Source organism: Amycolatopsis japonica (assembly GCF_000732925.1).
Lineage (GTDB): Bacteria > Actinomycetota > Actinomycetes > Mycobacteriales > Pseudonocardiaceae > Amycolatopsis > Amycolatopsis japonica.
Genome location: NZ_CP008953.1, coordinates 3,740,195 through 3,760,936, shown reverse-complemented (window position 1 = coordinate 3,760,936; position 20,742 = coordinate 3,740,195). Strand labels below are relative to the sequence as shown.

Annotated in this window: 14 protein-coding genes; all 14 read right to left on the bottom strand. The window is 69.8% G+C overall.

Going from position 1 to position 20,742, the window contains the following annotated elements; translation table 11 throughout:
• Positions 1-19: 19 nt before the first annotated feature.
• The 14 genes from AJAP_RS17560 to AJAP_RS17495 all read right to left on the bottom strand — a co-directional run bounded on the left by AJAP_RS17560 (position 20) and on the right by AJAP_RS17495 (position 20,565).
• Positions 20-3,331, bottom strand: a complete 3,312-nt coding sequence (locus AJAP_RS17560; RefSeq protein WP_038512993.1) for a serine hydrolase — start codon at positions 3,329-3,331, stop codon at positions 20-22.
• Positions 3,328-4,335, bottom strand: coding sequence for an ABC transporter ATP-binding protein (locus AJAP_RS17555; protein ID WP_038512990.1), 1,008 nt, complete (start codon positions 4,333-4,335; stop codon positions 3,328-3,330). Before AJAP_RS17555 ends, AJAP_RS17560 begins: the two co-directional genes overlap by 4 nt.
• A complete protein-coding gene (locus AJAP_RS17550; RefSeq protein WP_038512986.1) occupies positions 4,332-6,218 on the bottom strand; it encodes a dipeptide/oligopeptide/nickel ABC transporter permease/ATP-binding protein in 1,887 nt (628 codons plus the stop codon). The genes AJAP_RS17555 and AJAP_RS17550 overlap by 4 nt, the downstream gene beginning before the upstream one ends.
• 1 nt (position 6,219) lies before the next feature.
• Positions 6,220-7,200, bottom strand: a complete 981-nt coding sequence (locus AJAP_RS17545) for an ABC transporter permease (RefSeq protein WP_038512984.1) — start codon at positions 7,198-7,200, stop codon at positions 6,220-6,222.
• Complete coding sequence (locus AJAP_RS17540) at positions 7,200-8,798, bottom strand: ABC transporter substrate-binding protein (protein ID WP_038512981.1); 1,599 nt, start codon at positions 8,796-8,798, stop codon at positions 7,200-7,202. The genes AJAP_RS17545 and AJAP_RS17540 overlap by 1 nt, the downstream gene beginning before the upstream one ends.
• A 414-nt stretch (positions 8,799-9,212) precedes the next feature.
• The gene (locus AJAP_RS17535; RefSeq protein WP_038512978.1) at positions 9,213-10,115 is read right to left on the bottom strand and encodes a serine hydrolase; all 903 of its coding nucleotides are present in this window, start codon (positions 10,113-10,115) and stop codon (positions 9,213-9,215) included.
• Complete coding sequence (locus AJAP_RS17530; RefSeq protein ID WP_038512975.1) at positions 10,112-11,500, bottom strand: serine hydrolase domain-containing protein; 1,389 nt, start codon at positions 11,498-11,500, stop codon at positions 10,112-10,114. The genes AJAP_RS17535 and AJAP_RS17530 overlap by 4 nt, the downstream gene beginning before the upstream one ends.
• Before the next feature lie 121 nt (positions 11,501-11,621).
• Positions 11,622-12,533, bottom strand: a complete 912-nt coding sequence (locus AJAP_RS17525; protein ID WP_038512972.1) for a serine hydrolase — start codon at positions 12,531-12,533, stop codon at positions 11,622-11,624.
• A gap of 243 nt (positions 12,534-12,776) precedes the next feature.
• Entirely contained in the window at positions 12,777-14,045 is a 1,269-nt protein-coding gene (locus AJAP_RS17520; RefSeq protein ID WP_038512970.1) for an MFS transporter, read from the bottom strand.
• A gap of 139 nt (positions 14,046-14,184) precedes the next feature.
• Positions 14,185-15,855 carry a PucR family transcriptional regulator gene (locus AJAP_RS17515; RefSeq protein ID WP_038512966.1) on the bottom strand — a complete coding sequence of 557 codons (1,671 nt, stop codon included), beginning with the start codon at positions 15,853-15,855 and terminating at the stop codon, positions 14,185-14,187.
• A gap of 76 nt (positions 15,856-15,931) precedes the next feature.
• Entirely contained in the window at positions 15,932-17,038 is a 1,107-nt protein-coding gene (menC, locus tag AJAP_RS17510) for an o-succinylbenzoate synthase (RefSeq protein ID WP_038512963.1), read from the bottom strand.
• Positions 17,035-17,919 (bottom strand): hypothetical protein, encoded by an 885-nt coding sequence (locus tag AJAP_RS17505; RefSeq protein WP_038512960.1) that lies wholly within the window; start codon positions 17,917-17,919, stop codon positions 17,035-17,037. Before AJAP_RS17505 ends, menC begins: the two co-directional genes overlap by 4 nt.
• 31 nt (positions 17,920-17,950) lie before the next feature.
• Positions 17,951-19,093, bottom strand: coding sequence for a M20 family metallopeptidase (locus AJAP_RS17500; protein ID WP_038512957.1), 1,143 nt, complete (start codon positions 19,091-19,093; stop codon positions 17,951-17,953).
• Complete coding sequence (locus tag AJAP_RS17495; protein ID WP_038512954.1) at positions 19,090-20,565, bottom strand: amidohydrolase family protein; 1,476 nt, start codon at positions 20,563-20,565, stop codon at positions 19,090-19,092. Before AJAP_RS17495 ends, AJAP_RS17500 begins: the two co-directional genes overlap by 4 nt.
• Between the last annotated feature and the right edge of the window lie 177 nt (positions 20,566-20,742).

The following is a 20,742-nucleotide window of genomic DNA, read 5'->3' as shown; positions in this document are numbered from 1 at the left end:
CCGGGCGGGCCGAGCGCTTTCAGGACACCTTCGGCGTCGCGCGCACGCCGTGGTGCATGTACGGCTCACCGGTCGGCAACGTGTAGAACGTGACCGGCATCCAGGTCTGCGCGCCCGGTTCACGGCAGACGTAGAGGGAGTCGGTCACCGGGACCAGGTCGAATTCCATCGTCTTCTCCGGCATCAGCTCGGCCAGCGGGCCCGTGGCGGTCTGCCGCAGCCGGAGTCCGTCCTTTTCGGACAGTACCTCCATCAGCACCCCGGCCCGCTCGTAGACGCCGACGTGCCTCGAACCGTCGACGGTGACCGGAGGCGAGGGCGGCGTCAGCGGCCGCGGCATCGCCACATCCGCCAGTTCGGCGAAGATCTCCCGGTACAGCTCCTCGAACAGGTCGCGGGCGTTGCCGCCGTTGGTGAGCAACGTGACGGCGAGCCCCTGATCGGGCAGCAGCCGCAGGAACGCCGACTGCCCGATCGTGTTGCCGTCGTGGCCGACGACCCGTCGTCCGCTCCACTCGTCACGGATCCAGCCGAGGCCCCAGGAGTCACCGAGCGAGTGCTTGTCGGGGAGGTCGGCGTGCTTCTCGGCCATCGCGGTGGCGGACGCCGTGGTCAGGATCCGCTCACCGGACGGGGTGAGCCCTCCGGTCAGATGCAGCCGCGCGAAGCCGAGCACGTCCTTGGCGGTGGCGGTGATCAGGCCCGCCGGGCCCATGTTCCGCGGCAGGCCCCAGACCGGCGCGGGCTTCGGGTCTTCGTCGGCGCCACCGACGTGCCCGACGGCGGCACGGAGCAGCAGCGCTTCCTCCGGCAGCGTCACCGTGTGGGTAAGACCGAGCGGGGCGAACAGTTTCTCCCGCATCGCGGCGTCCCAGGTCTGCCCGGTGAGCTTCTCGATCACCCGGCCCATGAGCACGAAACCCGAGTTGCAGTAGGAGAACGTCTCGCCGAGAGGATGGTTCTGCGCGGCCTGGTCGAGGATTTCGACATAGCGTTCGAGGCAGTCGTCGCCTCGGCCGGTGTCGGTGAAGACGTCCCCGTCGATCCCGCTGGTGTGCGTCAGCAGATGCCGCATGGTCACCTGCTTGGCGACGTCCGGATCGGCGAGCCGCAGCTCGGGGACGACGTCGGCGATCGGCGCGTCGAGGTCGAGAAGGCCGTCGTCGACCAGTTGCATGACCACGGTCGCGGTCCACACCTTGGAGATCGAACCGATCTGGAACACCGAATCCTCGGTGACCTCGACCCCGGTCTTCGTGTTCAACATGCCGTAGGAGGCCAAGACTTCGGCGTCGTCGCCGACCCGTGCGATGCCCAGCGCCGCACCGGGAACGCGATGCTTGCGTGCCAACTCGGCCAGACGGCGACGCCAGTGCGCCGCTTCGATCGGCACTCGCGACACTCCGTCCGCGGGCGCTGCGTACTGCTCGACCCACTCGAGAACGCGCCGGTTGAGGTCGACGCGCTGCGAGGGCGGCCCGTCGAGGATGAACAGGTGCGAGGCGTCCGGGTACAGCACCAGCCGCGACGGGACACCTCGGGCACGCAGAGCGCCGAACCACTGCTCGGCCTGACCGACCGGGCACCGGTCGTCGTTCGCGCCTTGGACGACGAGCGTCGGCGTCCGCACGTCGGCGACGCGGGCAAACGGCGAGAAGCGCTCGTTCGCCTTGTCCCAGGCCGGACCGCCGAGCTCGCCGACGGCCAGGTAGTGCCCGGCGTCGGACGTGCCTCCCATGCTGGTGAGATCGCTGACGACACCGCCGGCCACAGCGGCGGCGAAGCGGTCGTCGCGGCTCGTCAGGTAGCAGGTCATGAACCCGCCGTAGCTGTAACCCGCCACGGCGAGCCGGTCCACGTCGGCGACGCCTTCGGCGACCAACTGGTCGAGGGGTTCGAGGAAGTCGGCCGCGTCGGCGACCCCCCACGCGCCCACGGCGCCGGTGTAGAAGTCCTCGCCGTAGCCGTCGCTACCACGCGGGTTGAGCAGCAGCACCGCCCAGCCTCGCGCCACGAGTTCCTGGTGATAGAGGTGGATCGAGTCGGCCGCGCCGTTCCAGGCGTTGTGCGGCCCGCCGTGGATGTCGAGCAGCAGTGGCGCCGCACCGGATCGTGACGGGTCCCGCAGGAGCCAGCCGTGGACGACCGTGCCGTCGCCGATGGTGAATTCCCGTTCCTCGTGGCGGAAAAGCTCGATGTCGGACTCGCCGTGCTTCGTCCGCACGTCGACCGCGCCGGTGGCCGGGTCTACGACGGTGACTTCGCCGAACGACGTGCCCGTGGCCAGGACGACCACGGCCCTGCCGCCCGCGATGTCCATTCCGGACACGACGCGGTCCGCGCCGACCAGCACCGGTCGTGGCGTCCCGCCCGCGTTGTCCACTTTGTACAGATGGGTGCACCCGCGGTCCCGGACGCCGAACAGCACGGCTCCGTCCTCGGTCACCTGCGGCAGGGCTCCCGGATAGCCGGGGCCGCCGGACATCACGTTGCGGTCCAGCGCGGCGGCCAGATCGGTTGGCTCGCCGCCGTCCAGCGGCACCCGCCACAGCCCCAGGTGCCCGACCTCGGTATCGGGCCTGCCGACCACCAGCAGCGCGGTGCCGTCGGCGGTCCAGCCGACCGTGCCCGCCATCCCTTCGCCCGAGCCGATCAACCGCGGCTCGGAGGTCTTCGTGGTCACATCGAGCACGTAGGCACCGGAACGGAACGTCAGATCCGCGTCACCGTCACGCCCGGCGGAGAAGGCCAGCCGGGTTCCGTCGGGCGACCAGGCCGGTTCGCCGGCGTGCCAATCGCCGAAGGTCACCTGCCGGACTTCCCGGGTGGCGACGTCGAGGACGTGCAGATGCTTGCGAATGGTCTTGATCAGTCCGGCGCCGTCGGCCTTGAAGTCCAGCCGGTCGGCCACCACCGGGGCGTTCGGCGCGAGTTCCCCGCCCGCCAGGTCGACCGCGGCCGAGAACGCGATCTTGGCGCCGTCCGGGCTCCAGACCGGGGCGCCCGCACCCAGCGGGAGTTCGGTGATCCGTTCGGCCTCCCCACCCGACGACGGCAGGAACCACACCTGCGGCGGTCCGTCCTGGGCACGGAGGAACGCGATCCGTGTGCCGTCCGGCGCCCATTTCGGTGCCATGTCGGCGGTTCCGCGCGTGAGCTGACGCGCTTCGCCGCCGGTCGCGCCGACCTCCCAGAGCGTGTACACGTTCCGGTCCTCGTCGCGGTCGGCGGTGCGCAGGACGTAGACGATCCGGTCGCCGTCCGGGGAAAGCGAAGGCTGGCTGGGGACGGCGATGTCGTACAGGTCGTCGAGACCGAGACGTCGGGTCATGATGCGCTTGCTCCTCTGGAGATCGTGAGCGGGTGGCTCTCGTTTTCGCTGAAGTGGCAGGCCGCCGAATGACGTCGGTGTGCCACGCCTTTGATGGGCACAGCTTCGGCGGGGTCAGCCTCGAGGCAGAGTTCGCGGCCGGCCCGCACGAGCGGGCCGACCGGACAGCGGGTGTGGTAACGGCATCCGGCCGGCGGATGGTGCGGGTCGGCGGGTTCGGCGTCGGCGGTCTCGCTCGCGTCACCCAGGTCGAGCAGCGAGCCGGTCGCCGACGGCGCCGCTGCCAGCAGGTCACGGGTGTACGGGTGCCGCGGGTCGGTCAGCACCTGTTCGGCCGGGCCGACCTCGACGATCCGCCCGAGGTACATCACGGCGACGATGTCGCTGAGATAGCGGATCACCGCGAGGTTGTGCGAGATGAACAGCATCGACAGGCCCAGCCGCCGTTGCACGGACCGGACGAGGTTCAGCACCGCGCCCTGCACCGAAACGTCCAGCGCGGAGGTGATCTCGTCGGCGATCAGCACCTCGGGCCGTCCGGCCAGCGCGCGGGCGAGCGCCACGCGCTGCCGCTGACCGCCGGAAAGCTGCCCCGGCAGGTGGGCCGCCCGCTCGGGGTCGAGATTGACCAGCTCCAGAAGCCGGGCGACCTCGTCCCGGCGCGCGGCGCGGCCGGGCAAGACACCGCGCGGGATCGCCTCGGTGATCGATTCCCCGATGCTCATCCGGGGGTCCAAAGAGGAATACGGATCCTGGAACACCATCTGCAAGGGAGGACGCCGGGGCAGCTTGCGCACGTCTACGCCGCCCAGCAGGACGCGTCCGGCACTGATCGGCGAGAGCCCGACGGCGGCACGGGCCAGCGTCGATTTCCCGGAGCCCGATTCGCCGACGAGCCCGACGACCTGTCCGGAAGGGACGGTCAGGCCGACCCGGTCGACGGCGGTGAGCCCGCGCCTGCCGCCGTACCGCACGCTCACCGCGTCGAACACGAGATCGCTCACTCCGCACCTCCGGCGGTCACGGTTTCCTTGGCGGGCTGGGAAAGCGGCGCGGGATACCAGCAGGCGACGCGATGCTCGGCGTCCACGCGCTCCAACGCCGGGTCTTCGAGACGGCAGCGGTCGGTCGCCGCCGGACACCGGTCGGCGAAAGCGCAGCCGTTGGGCACGCGATCCGGCTCCGGCGGACGGCCCGGGATCACCGCCAGCGAAGCCTCACGATCGGTTTCGAGGTCGAGCGTCGCGGCCATCAGGGCCCGTGTGTAGGGATGCCGCGGCGTCGCGGCGGACGGCAGATCCTCCACCACCCGGCCCGCGTACATGACCAACATCCGTTCGCACGTCTGGGAAACGACCGCGATGTCGTGGCTGATCAGGATGATCGCCGTGTCCCGCTCGGCCCTGGTCCGCGCCAGCAGGCGCAGCAACTGCCGCTGCACGGTGACGTCGAGTGCGGTGGTCGGCTCGTCGGCGATGATGAGCTTCGGGTCGCCCATCAGGCCCATGCCGATCATCGCGCGCTGCCGCATCCCGCCGGAGAACTCGTGCGGATACTGCCGCGCGCGGCGCTCGGCGGCGGGGATCCGCACCGCGCGCAACCGGTCAACGGCCCGCTCGAAGGCCTTGGCACGCGGAAGTCCCTGGTGCTGCTCGGCGACTTCGGCCAGTTGACGGCCGATCCGCCTGGTCGGGTTGAACGACGTCATCGGATCCTGGAACACCATCGCCAGCGAGGTGCCGAGCAACCCGCGCAACTCCCGTTCCGGCGTCGTCAGCACCGGTTTCCCGGCGAATTCGAGCTTGTCCGCGGTGACCACGGCCGGCGCTTCGACCAGCCGTGACACCGCCAGCCCGGTCAGGCTCTTGCCCGAGCCCGACTCGCCGACGACCCCGATCGCCTCGCCCGCGCGGACGGTGAAGCTCACCCCGCGCACCGGAACGGTCCAGCCCGCTGGACGCGGGAACGCCACCTGGAGGTTCTCCACCACCAGCACCGCGTCGTCGCGGGCGTCGGCGGCGGCCTCCCTGGCGGGTGTGACCGGCCGCGGCGCGAGCTTGCGCAGCCCCGTGCGGACGCCGATCACCCCGGCGACGGTCTCACCGACCAGGTTGAACGCGAGCCCGGCCAGCACCACGGCCACACCAGGCGCGAGCGCGGCCGCCGGGTTGACGTAGATCCCGTTGAGCCCTTCGCCGAGCAGCCGACCCCAGTCGTAATCCGGTGCCTGCACGCCGATGCCGAGGAACGACAGTCCGGAGAACGCCAGCAGGGAGGCACCCGCGCCGATGGTCGCGTTCACCACCAGCGGTTCGCCGATGTTGGGGAGGATGTGCCGGAGCAGCAACCGTATCCGGCCGACCCCGGAGATCCGGGCGGCGGAAACGAAGTCCTGCCCCGCGACGGAGGCCGACAGTGTCTGCGCGAGCCGCGCGAACGCCGGCGCCAGCGCGAAACCGACCGCGAACACCGCGCCGTGCGTCCCGACCCCGAAGATGACCGAGAAGAACAACACCAGCAACAGCCCGGGGAACGCGACCGCGATGTTCACCGCCGACGTCACGAGCCGTGCCGCGGGACGCGGCAGCAGCGAGGGCAATGTGCCGAGCACAAGCCCGGTCACCACTCCGATCACCGTCGCGAGCACCGCGAGCAGGACCGAAAGCCGGGTCGCGACCAGGACGCGGAAGAGGATGTCGCGGCCGAGGTCGTCGGTACCGAGCCAATGCGCAGCCGACGGTCCCTGCCCGATGGCGTTCGTGTCGATCGCGAAAGCGTTGTCGTGCCACAGGATCGGGGCGAACACCGCGAGCGCGAGCACCAGCGTCAGCAGGGCCGCCGCGAACGCGCCCACCGGGGTGCGGAGGGCCGCGAACCATTTCGCCATCTCAGGTCTCCCGGATCGTCGAACGCGGATCGAGGACGGCCAGCAGCACGTCCACCGTCAGATTCACCAGCAGGACCCCGATGCCGTAGACGAGCACGATCCCCTGCACCAGCGGATAGTCCTTCTGCAGGATCGACTGCGCGATGGTGGAACCGAGGCCCGGCCAGGCGAAGACGTTCTCCACCAGCACCGTCCCGGCGACCATGCCGGTCAGCATCAACCCGCCCATGGTGAGCGTCGCGGTCAACGCGTTCGGCAAGGCGTGGCGCAGGTAGACCAGCCGCGCGGGCAGCCGCTTCGCCCGCGCGGTGCGGATGAAGTCGTTGCCCAGAACGGAAAGCGTCTCCACCCGGACGATACGGGCGAGTACCGACGCCGGGCCGAGCGCCAACGCGATCACGGGGAGCACGAACGAACTCGCGTCCGCGTTCCCCGCGACCGGGAACCACCCCAGCTGGACCGAGAAGAACGCGACGAGCGCCACCGCGAGCAGGAACTCCGGGATGGCCGCGAGCAGCACGGTCGTCGAAGTGAACGCCAGCTCGCCGCCCCGACGGCGTCCGCCGCGGGTCAGCACGGCGAACAGCAGGCCCAGCGGGATCGCGACCGCGATGACCACCGCGAAGGCGGGCAACGCCAGTTCGAGGGTGGCGGGCAGCCGGTCGCCGATCACCTCGGAGACCGGCTGCCCGCTCGTCATCGATGTCCCGAAGTCACCGGTGACCAGCCCGCCGAGGTAGTGGACGTACTGCAGCCACAGTGGATCGTCGAGGCCGAGCGCCGCCCGCCGCGCGTTCACCAGCTCGACCGGCGCGGTCAGTCCGAGCGCCGCGCGGACCGGGTCACCGGGGATCAGCTGGATCATCAGGAACGCCGTGGTGATCAGGACCCACAACGAGATCGCGAACCGGCCGAGGCGGCGCACGGCGAACGACAGCCACGGGCTGCCGCGCAATCCGGCCGGGGCGACCGCGACGGCCATCAGCTGTACATCCGGATCGACGACGGCTCGACCGAACCGAAGATGACCTTGAACCGCGCGTTGCTGCCGAAGGTCGGGATGACCGAGTTGACGTAGGGCACGACGTCCAGCCGCTCGATGAGCGCCTGTTCCGCCGCGAGCCAGGTCGCGCAGCCCGACTCACCGGACATCTGCGCCGCCTGCGCGGCCTGCGACGTGTACTTCTCGTTCTCGATGTGGGCGAAGTTCGTGCCCGCCGGCGGTTTCGGTCCCGAGACGAACGGGCCGACCTGGCTCGGCAGCAGCAAGGTCACCGGTGCCAGCGAGATGTCCCACTCACCGGTGTTGAAGAGCACCTGGCTGGTCCCCGGGCTGTCGAGACCCTTGAGCGTCACGTCGGCGCCGACGGCCTTCCACGACTGCTGCATCAGTTCCGCGGCGGGCGCCATCGTCGGCCCGAGTTGTGTGCCGTAGATGGCGGTCAGCGCGAGCCGTTTGCCGTCCTTGACCCGCACCCCGTCCGCTCCCGGCTTCCAGCCGGCCGCGTCGAGGGCCGACTTCGCGGCGGCGACGTCGAACGCGGGGAGTTTGCCCGCCACCGCGTCCCCGGCGCACGCCCTGGGTTCGGTGGTGACCATCCCCTGGCTGGGCGCCCCGGAGCCGCTGGTGAGCACCTTGCCGATCTGGGCGAGGTCGAGTGCCTGCACCAGTCCGCGACGCACGGCCAGGTCGCCACCCGCCCGGCCGGGCGCCTGGTTGAAGAACATCTCGCCCATCGGCACGACCTGCTCGCCGTGGAACAGCTTCTGGGCACGCAGCCGCTGCTGGTCCTGGCCGGTGATCCGGGCGCCGTTGAGCTCACCGGACAGCAGCAGGTTCGCGGCGGTCGTCATGTTCTGGATGACCCGGAAGGTCACCTTCTCCGGCAGTCCTGGCTGCTCACGCTGCCAGTCCCCCGGCCCCCACGCGTAATCCTTGCGCCGGGTGAGGGTGTAGTGGTCGTTCGGCACGATCTCGGTCATGGTGAACATGCCGGTGCCGTACTTGCCCTTGGCGAGCGCCTGCCGGTCGGTCACACCCTTGCCGCACACGATCGGCAGGCCGCCGACGTTGCGCAGCAGGAACGCGTCCGGCGCACCGCTGGTGAGCGTGATCTTCCGCGCCGAGTCGTCGGCGGTCGCCTTGGTCCCCGGCGCGACGGTGAGCCCGGACATCGGCGACTTGTTGGCGGGATCGCCGACGAAGTTGACGTTCGCGGCGACGTCGCTCGCGGTCAGCGGAGTGCCGTCGTCGCAGGTGATCCCGTTCCGCAGGGTGAAGGAGGCCGTGGTCGTGGTGGCATCCCATTTCTCGGCGAGACCGGCGATCGGCTTGCCGGCCTCGTCGAGGTTGATCAGGCTGTCGTAGAGGTAGCGCCCGATGTCGAGCGCGACCGAGAGCACGGTCATCGCCGGGTCCAGCGCTCCCGGATCGGTGCCGATCGCCATCGTGAAGGTCTTGCCCTCGGTCAATTTCTGGTTCGCGGTCCGGTCCTGCCCGGATTGCGACGTCCCCCCGCACGCGCTCACGGTCAAGGCCACCACGCTCGTGATCGCGGCGGTGAGCCGGGCTTTCTTCATGCGGTTTCTCCTACTGTCCCGAGTCGTTGGTTCGCGTCTTGAGTACTTCTGGTCGTGGGGTGGCTGAAGGGGACCCTTCATCGCGTGAGGTGAGGGGGCGGGCGACGGTGCCAGGGGTCGTGAGTGATTTGGGCCGTTCTAACGAGGGGTAAGGCGAATGTGGCGTAGAGGGTCACTTTTCCGCTTGTCGAGCGTGTCGCGAACGCCACTTTCGGGACATCAGGTGTCGTGAAAGTGGCTTTCGCGACATGGGCGCCGGTGGGGAGGTGGCCGGCGCGGGCGAGTGGTGGGGTGAGGGCTCCCTTCACCGCATTAGACGCGGCGAAGGGAGCCTTCACCCCACCACCGACTCGCCCGCGACCACGACACATTTGACCTACTCCTCAATAACGACCCGTATCACTCACGAATCACTCACGACCCGACGGTCTGCGCACGGAGGTGATCGACGGCGAGGCGGGCGGCCTCGCCGAGGGAGGAGTCGACCGCGGGCTGGCGGTCGGCGAGGGATTCGGCGCGGGTGAACACCGCGACGGCGTACCGGCGACCGTCCACATGGGTCACCACACCCGCTTCGTTGCGGACGGCGGGGAGCGTCCCGGTCTTGGCCGCGATCGCGACACCCGCGGGGAAACCGGACGAGATCCGGTGCGGCCAGATCTGCTGCGCCATGATCGTCCGCACGCGTTCGCAGGCGGCCGGGTCGCCCGCGCGGTCGGTCCAGATCGCGTCGAGCAACGCGGTGATCTCCCTCGGCGTCGACGACGTCGTGCGTTCCGGGTCGAGCACCGAGAGCTTCCACATCTGTTCTTCGGTCGCCGCGGCGAAGACGGCTTCCAGGTCGTCGTCCGGTTTCGCGCCGAGATCGGCGATCACCGAGGCGAACAGGTCTTCGCAGCAGCCGACCAGCCGCGTCCTGGCGAGGCCCAGGTCGGTGAGCACCCGGTCGACGGCCTCCTGCCCGACCCGGTGATAGACGACGTCGGTCGCGGCGTTGTCGCTCATCGTCAGCATGAAATGGGCCAGGTCGCGCCAGCTCATCTCGACGTCGTCCGCGCAGCCGGCGGTCCCGATCCCGCCGATCCGGTACCGCGCGGTGACGCGGGTCCGCTCGGTCTCGTCGATCCGCCCGGCGGCCACCTCACGGGCGAAGGCGACCGCCACCGGGATCTTGAACACGGACGCCAGCACGACCGGATCGTCCGCGCCGACACCGACTTCGGGACCGTCGGGGACGCCGATCTCGCGCGCGTGCACGAATCCGCGCGCCCCCGCCTTGGCGAAGACGGCCTCGATCTCGTCGGCGATCGCCGTCACCGGGCCACCCGGCGGTCGGCTCGTCCCGTGTGGACGAACAACGCGCGGCCGGTGCCGTCGTCACCGACGAACGCGTGCGGCATGTGCAGGCCGAGGCCGTCGTGCTCGGCGACCAGGGTGTCGCCCTTGTAGCCCAGCAGCCTGCTCTTCTCCGGCGCCGAGCCGAGGTCGGCGAACATGCCCTTCATCGTGCGTTCCAGCCACAGGCCGCCCTCTTCGTCCTGCGTGACGACGATGTCCGCCACCTGCGACGAGTACTCGCCCACATACCGCGACGGGTCCGCCGGCGCCTCCGCGGCGTTCGGCTCCGGCAGCGGCGGGACCTCGACACCGGCGAGGTCGCCCAGCACCTTCCGGAAGACGTCCAGGTACAGGTGCAGCGGTTTGCCGCCGTTGGTCAGCAGGGCCACCGCGACGTTGCTGCCCGGCACCACGCGCAGGAACGCGGACTGGCCGATGGTGCCGCCGTCGTGGCCGATCACCGGGCCGCCGTCCCAGTCGAAGATCATCCAGCCGAGGCCCCACGCCCCGCCCATCAGGCCGAGGTAGGGCAGTTCGACCTGGCGTTCCCACATGGCGCGGGCGGTTTCGGGCTTCAGGACCTGGGTGCCGTCGTCCGCGCGGCCTTCGTTGAGGTGCATGCGCACGAAGGTCAGCAGGTCGCGCGGGCGCATCGCCAGATGCGAACCCGCCGGCACGTTGGACCGCGTCAACGCCCAGGCGGGCGCGGCCACCGGCTCGTCGTCCGGCTTCGGCTGGAGGTGCCCGATCGCCGCGCGGTACCGGATCGCGTCGTACGGCCCGGCCGCGGCGTGGGTCAGGCCGAGCGGCGTGAAGAGATGGTCGCGCAGGCAGTCGTCGTAGGACTTGCCGCGCAGGACCTCGACGATCCTGCCGAGCACGCAGTACCCGGCGTTGTTGTAGGAGAACATCTCCCCCGGCTGGAACAGCTGGGGCACGTCGGAAAGCGTCGCCACGAGCTTCGCGACGCAGTCGTCGCCCTGCCCGGTGTCGGTAAAGATGTCGCCTTCGAATCCGGAGGTGTGACAGGTCAGCTGCCGCACCGTGATCCGCGACGCCGCGTCGTCGTCCGCGAGGGTGAACTCGGGAAGGTAGTCGCGGACCGGCTTGTCGAGGTCGAGCCTGCCTTCGTCGACGAGCTGCATCGCCAGGGTGGTCGTCCACACCTTGGTGATCGACCCGATCTGGAATACCGAGTCCACTGTGGACTCGACGCCGGTGTTCTTGTTCAGCACGCCGGCCGCGTGGTCGATCACCTCGCCGTTCGCGAAGACCGCGATGGCGGCGCCGGGCACCTGATGCTTCTCCAGCAGGGCGGAAAAGTTCTCCGCGAGCCAGGTATCGATTTCGGAAAGTTTCGACATGCGCACCTCTTGTCCGTGGAAAGGGTGGTCCGGCGGTTCCCGGAATGCTAGGCCGGTGACGGGCGTCACCGGTTCGTGCGGAACGACGAGAGCGGCGGGAAAATTCATCCGGGCGGACGAATCATTCGCGGTCGGCCTCGGGAAGCCTGAGCCATTCGACGGCCTGTGCCGCAGCGAACCCGATGAACGCGTCCCGCTCCGGCACCCGCGACCGCCCGTCGACCGCGTCGGTGAAAATCCCTACCGCGTAACGGCCGCCATCCGGGTACTCGACCACGCCGACCTCGTTGCGCACCGACGGCAGGGTCCCGGTCTTGCCGCTGACGCGGATCCCGTCGTCCGGGAAGCCGGACCGCAGCCGATGCGGCCACACCTGGAGGTCCATCCAGCGCCGGACGTCCGCGCACGCCGCCGGAGCCGCCGCCTCGTCGCGCCAGATGAGCCCGAGCAGCCGGGTGATCTCCTCCGCGGTCGTGGCACAACTGTGCTCCGGTTGCAGGGCGCGCAACGACTTGATCCGCTCGATCGGGAGCTCGGTCAGCAGTCTTTCGTCGTCCTCGTAGGAGATTCCGAGGTCTTCCCCGATACCGCCGAGCACCTCACCGCAGTCCTGCGAAACCGTGGTGTGCTCGAAACCGAGATCTCGCAACGTCTTCTCCGTCGCTTCCTTGCCGACGCGATCGAGGATCAGGTCGGTGGCGACGTTGTCACTGATCCCGATCATCAGGATCGCGAGGTCGTACCAGGACATCGTGATCTCGTGCCGGAAGGTGGCCAGACCGTACGGGCTGGGCGTGGGATGCCCCGGCGGGACGGTGATCCGCTCGCCGAGGTCGAGCGCGCCCTCGGCGCCCTGCTTCGCCAGTTCCAACGCGATCGGGACCTTGAAGACCGACGCCGTGACGACCGGGGCGTGTTCGTCGACGCCGATCCGCCGGGAGCCGTCGATTTCGGCCGCGTGCAGCCGGACCCGGACGCCGACCTCCTTCGCGCGCTCGGTGATCGTTTCGGTGACTTGGGACGCGGTGGGCATGGAACTCCTTGTCTGCGTTGGGCTCGTGAGTGAGGTTGGGACCCGGGAGGGTGTTGCGAAAGCCACTTTCGCAACGTTGAAGGTTGCGAAAGTGGCTTTCGCAACGCCGTCGGATGGGTTCACGCGGCAGGTCGCCGAACTCCGCCCCAGCCGCCGCCTGCCGTGTCGCGAAAGCCACTTTCGCGACGTCTGATGTCCCGAAAGTGGCTTTCGCGACATGCTGCGATCAGCGATCCGGCGCACTCACGACGCCGAGCCGGGGCTCGCCGGGGAGAACGTGAACTGCGCCGGGTTCTGCGGCACCCAGAACGCCATCACGGCGGTGAGGAACGTCGTGCCGATGAGGAAACCGAACGCCGCGGTGTAGGAGAAGGCGTCCGCGAGCCAGCCCATGGCCACCGGCGCGACCGCGCCCGCCACCTGGCCGCCGAAGTTCATCACTCCCATACCGATCCCGGTGACCGCCGTGGGAAGCACCCGCAGCGGCAGACCGAAGACCGCCATCGTCGCCATGCCGAACACCGCGAGCGCGAGCGTCTCGTACAGGGTGAACTCCGCCGTGGTCTCCGCGGACACCATCAGGATCAGCAGTACCACGGTCACCAGCGCGATCGAGCTGAGGTACCACCGGCCGTGGTCGTGGAAGTAGCGGTCGAACAGCCAGCCGCCGAGGATGGTGGTGCCGATGCTGACCAGCATCGGGATCGCCGCGAGCACACCGGTCTGGTTCAGCGTCAGGCCCCGCGCCTCGAGCAGATAGCTGGGCACCCAGGTGATCAGGCCATAGTTCAGCATGTTGGTGGCGCAGAACAACAGCGTGAACTTCCAGACCACAAAGGACTTCAGCACCTGTTTGCGGGAGACCTCCGGGGTCTTCGCCTCGTCGCGCGGGAGGCTGCTCAGCCTTTCGGGCAGTGCCTTGGGAAGCAGCGTCCAGACGACCACGCCGATGATCGCGCCGACACCCGCCATCCAGAAGAACGTGTGCCGCCAGCCGACCGCCATCAGCAGTGGTCCGACGATCAGCGGCGCCAGCCCCGCGCCGATGCCACCGGCGGACAGCATCACGCCGGTCACCGTCGCGCGGTTGCCGGGGGTGGTCCGTTCGGCGATCGCCTTGAACGATGCGGCCGGGAAAAGTCCTTGACACACACCGAAAAGGCCGCGGACGACGAGCAGCATGCCGAACGTGCCCGCCATCCCGGTCATCGCCGTGAACGCCGACCAGAGCAGCAGCGTGGCCAGCATCGGCCCCCGCGAGCCGTACCGGTCGGCGAGGAAGCCCGCCGGGATCTGGCAGACCATGTACACCAGCGCGAACACGGTGACGAGCCAGCCCTGCTGGGTCTTGCTGAGCTCGAATTCGGCGCCGATCATCGGCAGCGCCATCCCGATCGAGAACCGGTCGATGTAGTCGACCGCCCAGGCGAACACCATCACCACCATCGTGATGAGCGCCGTCCGGTTGATCCGCCGTGCTGTCCAGGTGTCCTCGTTGACCACTGCCGTCATGGCGCCTCCGCGGAAACTTTGGGAGAGAAGGAGAACGACGCGAGCGTGGCGCCGATCACTCATTCTGAAACGCGGCCGGCGAGCGGAGTTCGTGCGATCACACGAACATCCGCCGTCGTTTCGGGCCGGAAGACCAACGTCAGTCTTCGGCGCCCGGCGGTCCGGTCCGCGCGTCACGGGGCAGCAGCCGCAACTGCAGCATCGCCGCGAACCGCTCCCCCGCGTCGTCGAGGTCGATCTCGCCGACCTCGGCGAGCCGCCGCAGCCGGTAGCGGAAGGTGTTCGGATGGACGTAGGCCGACGCGGACGCCGCTCCGATGTCACCGAAGGCGTCGAGCCAGCATCGAAGGGTGTGCACCAGTTGTGACTGGTGCTGCGCGTCATAGGCGAGCAATCGCGCGACAGGTCCTGTCGCGACGTCTCCCCTGGCCGCGGCGAGGTCGGCCAGATCGAGCATGAGCGCGTCGACGTGGACGTCGTCCGCGGTGGCGACGCGTTTGGCGCCGCCGTTGGTGAGCAGCACCCGCAACGCCCGGTCCGCGCCGTCGCGGGAGGCGTGCAGTCCGGACGCGTCGAGCGCGAGCGGTCCGATGCCGATCGCGGCCGCCGCCCGGCGTCCCGTGCGCTCCAGAAAGGTCGACGCGACCCGCACCGAACGCTCCTGGCAGTCGGCGTGCCCGCCGGGCATCGGGAGGATGCCGTAGGCGACGTCGCCGACCAGCGCGACGGCCGAGCGGGGCTGGACGGCGCTCAGGTGCATGGCCAGTGCGTCGGCGACCCGCTGGCGGTCCGCGACCAGCCTGAGGTCGTCCTCGGGATCGGGTGCGCCGAGCAGGCCCATGGCGAGCACGATCGACGGCTGGCCGAGCAGGCCGAGCCGGGCGATCGCCTCCGGCGCGCCGGCGCCGCCTTCGAGCGCCGTGCTCACCAGGTCCGCACGCAGCCGTCGTTCGACGTCGGCGCCCGCACGCAGCCGGAGCAGGTGCAACGCGACGAGTTTGGCGGCGTCGATCAGCGCCTGCGTCCGCTCTTCGCTGAGCGGCTCCCGCACCGCGGCCCAGATCGACCCGAGCACCTCGTCACCGGCGCGGACGGCGAACGCCACCCGCGGGATCGCGATCTCGTTGTCGTCGTACCGCTGCGGATCGACGTAGACCGGCGCATGGTCGCGGTACAGCCGCTCGAAGACGCCGTCCCGTTCCAGGCCGCGGGCGAACCGCTCCGGCACCTGGCGGCCGAGGATGGTCTCGACCCGGGAGGGGTCCGCTTCGTCCTGGCGCCCGGAGAACGCGAGGATCCGGTTGCTGCGGTCCTCGATGGTCACCGGCGCGTCGATGAGCGCGGCGATCGCGTTGGCCAGCGCGAAGAGATCACCCGACGGCATTCCGCCGAGCGTCTGGGGCGAGACCTCGCCGACGTCCTCTTCGGCCAGCAAGGTCCGGAGCATGGCGGCGAGCTGTGTCCAGGACGCGCCGCGCGCGAGGCCGAGGAGGGCGACCCCGGACGAGTCCGCGGCGCGGCGGAGTTCCGGCGCCGGGGTGACGGGAGACCGGACGACGAGTGCCGCCGCGCCTCTCGCACCCACGTCGTGCAAGAGGCGGACGACCTCGTCCTGATCCCGCACCCCGACGCCGAGCACGACGGCCCCGCCAGGGATTTCGGATTCGTCGTGCGGATCGTGGATGACCACCCCGCCGAGCTGCTTGCGGGTGGTCCGGCCGACCGCGACCGGCTCCAGGAGCACGTCCCCGAGGTCTTCGAGGACGCGTCCCAAGCTCGTATGCGGCTTGCTGGGCACCGGTGTCAGCACCCCCCGAAGTTAAACCCGGTCTCACCGAACCGACTGGTTCGATCCGACCAAATCTAACCCCGGATTTCGTGGCGCGCTACGAACCGATCCACGTTTTCTCCGTGGTGACCTCGTCCAGGATGGCGGGAATCGGAGTCACGCCGAGCCCTGGCCCGGTCGGCACCGGCAGCTGTCCGGCATCCAGCACGAACGGCTCGGTGATATCGGTGCGGTAGAACCGGCCGGAGGCCGACGTGTCACCCGGCAGCGTGAAACCGGGCAGCGAAGCCAGCGCGACGTTGGCCGCGCGGCCGAGTCCGGTTTCGATCATCCCGCCGCACCACACCGCCACGCCGTGCGCCGCGCAGACGTCGTGCACCCGGCGGGCTTCGAGGTAACCGCCGACGCGGCCCGGTTTGATGTTGACGATCTGGCACGCGCCCAGCTTGATCGCGTCCGCGGCGGCCTTGGCCGAGACGATCGACTCGTCGAGGCAGATCGGCGTCCGGATCCGCTTGGCCAGTTCGGCGTGGCCGAGCACGTCCTCCTCTTCGAGCGGCTGCTCGATCAGCAGCAGGCCGAACGGGTCGAGCCGGGACAGCAGGGGCGCGTCGCCCAGGGTGTACGCGGTGTTCGCGTCGACCTGGAGCAGCACGTCGTCACCGAAGCGCTCACGCACCTGACGGACCGGCTCGACGTCCCAGCCCGGCTCGATCTTCAGTTTGATCCGGACATAGCCTTCGTCGAGGTAGCCGCCGACGACGTCGAGCAGCTGCGGGATCGAGTCCATGATCCCGACCGAGACCCCGCAGGCCACGGAGTCGCGTGTGGACCCGAGCTCGGCCGCGAAGGAGCGTTCGTGTGCGCGGAGTTCGGCGTCGAGGACCGCCATCTCCAGCGCCCCCTTCGCCATCCGGTGCCCTTTGAACTTCGCCAGCAACGGCGTCACCTTGTGCGCGGTCACGTCCTCCGCGGCCAGCAGGGCGGGGATCAGATGGGTGCGCAGCACATGCTCGGCGGCGTCGTTGTACTCCGACGAGTAGAGCGGCGCCTCCATCGCGACGCATTCGCCCCAGCCCTCACCCGCCGGGGTCACCGCGCGGACGAGCAGCAGTTCCCGTTCGGACTGCGTTCCGAACGACGTCCGGAACGGGGCCACGAGCGGCATCCGGATCCGGCGCAGTTCCACACCGCTGAGTTTCACGACTGCTCCTTCGAGATCACGTACCAGCCGGCACGATCGAAACCGGTGACCTGGGCGTTGTCCGCCATCAGTCCACCGAGGACTTCACGCAGGGCGGCGCGCCACGCGGTGCCGCGCCCGGGGTCGGTGCGGCGCAACCGTTCGATGTCGGGCGGGACCGCGACGAGCACGGTCGGCGCGTCGGCCGATCCGATACTCGGACCGCCGTCGGAGTCGACCGTGAGCGCCTTCGCCGCGCTCAGCGCTTCCGCGTCGATGAGCACGGGTTCTCCGAAAGCGGCGGCACGGACCTCCGGGCTTTTGAGATCCCACCCGACCATCAGCCGGTCGGTGTCGCCCGAGCCGTTGATGCTGTCCTCCATCGGACCGTAGAAATCGGGCAGGTAGCCGATCGGGCGCGCGCCGAGTTTCCCCAGGTTGAAATAGGCGTTGCGGCGCACCAGCGGGTCGAACGTCCAGGTGATCACCGAGACGTCCTGGAGCAGCGCCCACCCGCGCTGGTGCAGTTTGAGCGCGTACCCGATCCCGCGGCCCACCCCCGCCTTGGCGACACCGGCGATGTGGCTGTGCAGGCTCGCCTTTCCGGGATTCCCGAAGAACCCGAAACAGGCCCCCAGGAGTTCACCGTTCTCGAAGGCGCCCGCGACGTAGTTGCCCGCGCTGGACATCGCGCGGAGCAGTTCCGTGCTCACCGGCCGCGCGCCGGGTGCCGATCGCCAGATCGACTCGAACAGGCCGACCACAGCGGCCAGCTCGGCGATTTCGGTGAGTTCGCGGATTTCGACGCCCGAAGCCGCGGCCGCGGCCCGCGCGGCGGCGACGGCTTCGTCGCGCACCTCCGCCGACGCGAGGCTTTCCGCGTTCGTCGCAAGATTCGTCACGGGACAATCCTTTCCCCGCACGACGGCCGAGTCACCGTCGTGCCGTACCAGATTCGCCCGCGCGATTCGTCGCACCGGACGGATCCCGTTTCGCGAGCACGTTCTCCACGAGCGCGGCCAGCAAAGCGGTGCGGCGCGGCAGTTCCGCGACGACGACGTGTTCGTGATCCGCGTGCGCCCCGCCCCCGACGGCGCCCAGACCGTCCAGAGTGGGAATCCCGATACCCGCGGTGTAATTGCCGTCCGAGGCGCCACCGACCGACGCCGAGGTCAGTTCCCCGAGGCCGAGTTCGCCCGCCAGGTCCTGGGCCAGCGCGAACAATCCGGCCGACGAGCCCGCTTCGAGCGGCGGCCGGTTGATCCCGCCGGTCACCCGGACCTCGGCTCCTTCCAGTACCGGAGGGAGTGCCCGCATGGCCCGGTCGACGCGGAGTTGCTCGGCCTCGTCCCAGACGCGGACGTCGACGGCCACACTCGCGGCGGCGGGCACGGTGTTGACGGTCGTTCCCGCCGAGACGACGGTGGGTGTCACGCTCGTCCCGGCCATGGGGTCGGCGAGCGCGGCCACCGCGAGGATCTGGTGGGAGATCTCGATTCCCGCGTTGACGCCCTTCTCCGGTTCGAGCCCGGCGTGCGCGGCGCGGCCGACGACCTCGACCCGGTAGTGGGAAACGCCTTTGCGGCGGCATTTCAGCGCACCACCGTCGGCCGAAGCCTCCAGCACGAACGCCGCGTCACAGCCCGCCGCGGTCTCCTCGATCAGCGCGCGTGACGACGGTGAACCGATCTCCTCGTCACCGGTGACCAGAATGGACAGTCCGTCGCGGTCGGGCACGGTCGCCGCGGCGTGCAGCGCCATCACGACGCCCGCCTTCATGTCGAAGCAACCGGGGCCGCGCAGCACCCCGTCCCGCACCGAGAACGGATGCGTCTCCAGCGAACCGTGGGGCCACACCGTGTCGTGGTGACCGAGCAGCAGCACCCGGGGCGGGCCGTCGCCGAATCGCCACCGGAGATGGGTGACCCCGTCCACGACGATCCGCTCGGGCTCCGCACCGAGCAGTCTCAGGCCGACCTCGGCCACCACCTCGGCACTGCGGGCCACCGCCTCGTGATCCGACGACGGCGACTCGCAGCGCACGAGCGTCTCGATGTCGGCGAGCAGGTCGCTCATCGAGGCTCACCCCGCAACGGCTTGCCGGGGAACGCGTCCGTGCGCAGATTCCCGTCGGTGACGACCGGGACCCCCGAGACGAACAGGTGCCGGACGCCGACCGACGGCCTGGTCGAGTCGAAGTAGGTCGCCGCGTCGGTGATGGTTTCCGGGTCGAGGACGACGATGTCGGCGTCGGCTCCGACGTTCAGCCGTCCCTTCGCCACCGCGCCGGGAGCGACCTCGTCGAGCACCCGCGCGGGCAGGTAGGAGCAGCGCCGGAACGCCTCCAGCCACGTCCAGGCCTTGCTCTCCCGCACCATCAGCCGCAACGTCTTGCTGTACGTCCCGGACGTGCGCGGATGCGTCGCCCCGCCGGGCGGCAACGGCCATTCGGTGCTCTCGCTGGTGCCGTTCTTCCAGTACACGGGCAGCGCGTCGCTGGCGACGATGGCGTCCGGGAAGGCGAGCGCCTGGTGCAGCAGGCCGAGGTCGTGCGAGCTGCTCTCGTCGAGGAATTCCAGGATGCACGGCGCGCCTGGATCCTCGGCACGCACCTGGAGCAGACGGCCTTCGTCGGCGATCCGCTCCCCCGACTCCAGCATGATCACGCTGGACGGCGACAGACCTTTCATCTTCAGGCGTTCGGGTGAGAGGAACGCCGCGCCGATCCCCGTACTGCCCGCCCCGTACGGATAGGCCTCGACGGTCACCCGCGACCCGGCCGCGCGCCCGGCTTCGAGCGCCGCGAGCACTCGTTCGATCTGGTGACCGGAGGTGCTGTTCACGTGGCAGTGGTGCATCGCCGCGCCGGTCTCGGCCGCGACGATCGCGATCTCCGCAGAGCCGTCGATGGGCGTCTCCGGATTCACCTCGACCAGCTCACGGACGTGGGTGTAGGTCGGCGCCCCGGCCTCCTTGGCCAGCCGGGCCAGCGCGAGGAACTCACCGGGATCGGTGTCGGGCGCGTAGCCGAGGAGCACACCGACGCCGAGCGCGCCCGCGGCCAGCTCACCGTCCACAAGGGACAGCCACGCGGCGAGCTCCTTCGGTGACGACGTCCTTTGCCAGACGGGGTTTCCGAGGACCGCCAAGCCGCTGTCGATGTTCGCGTCCGGCTCGATCCCGGCGAGCACTTGCGCCCGCGCGGCGCCCCAGGACGCGGAGAACCCGTAGTGCAGCGGCCGTCCCGCCGCGGCCGCCTCGGCATACGCTCGCTCGATCGGCATCAAACCGGCTTCGAGGTCGAGTGCGGTCGTCACCCCGTCCATCGCCTGCAGCCGCTGGCCCGCGATGGTGTGCACGTGGCTGTGCAGGTCGATGAAACCCGGTCCGACGACGAGCCCGCGGACGTCGATCTCCACGTCGCCCGGCTCGGCGGTCAAACCCTCCCCGACGGCGGTGACCACCCCGTCGGATACCAGCACGTCGGCCGTACCGTCGAAGCCCGTCGCCGGATCGATGACACGACCGCCACGCAAGAGTGTCCGCATACTTCGCCTCCTAGGATCGCCTCGTTCATGGCGACCCTAGGAGGTTTCGGCGGACGTCCGTTCGTACCGCGCGACGAATCCGGACCCCTCGGTCCATCCGCCCGCACGAACCGCTTGCCGGCTCAGCCCCGGCGGGTCGGGTGTCATGAAAGGGTCGTTCAGGACGAAACATGTCCT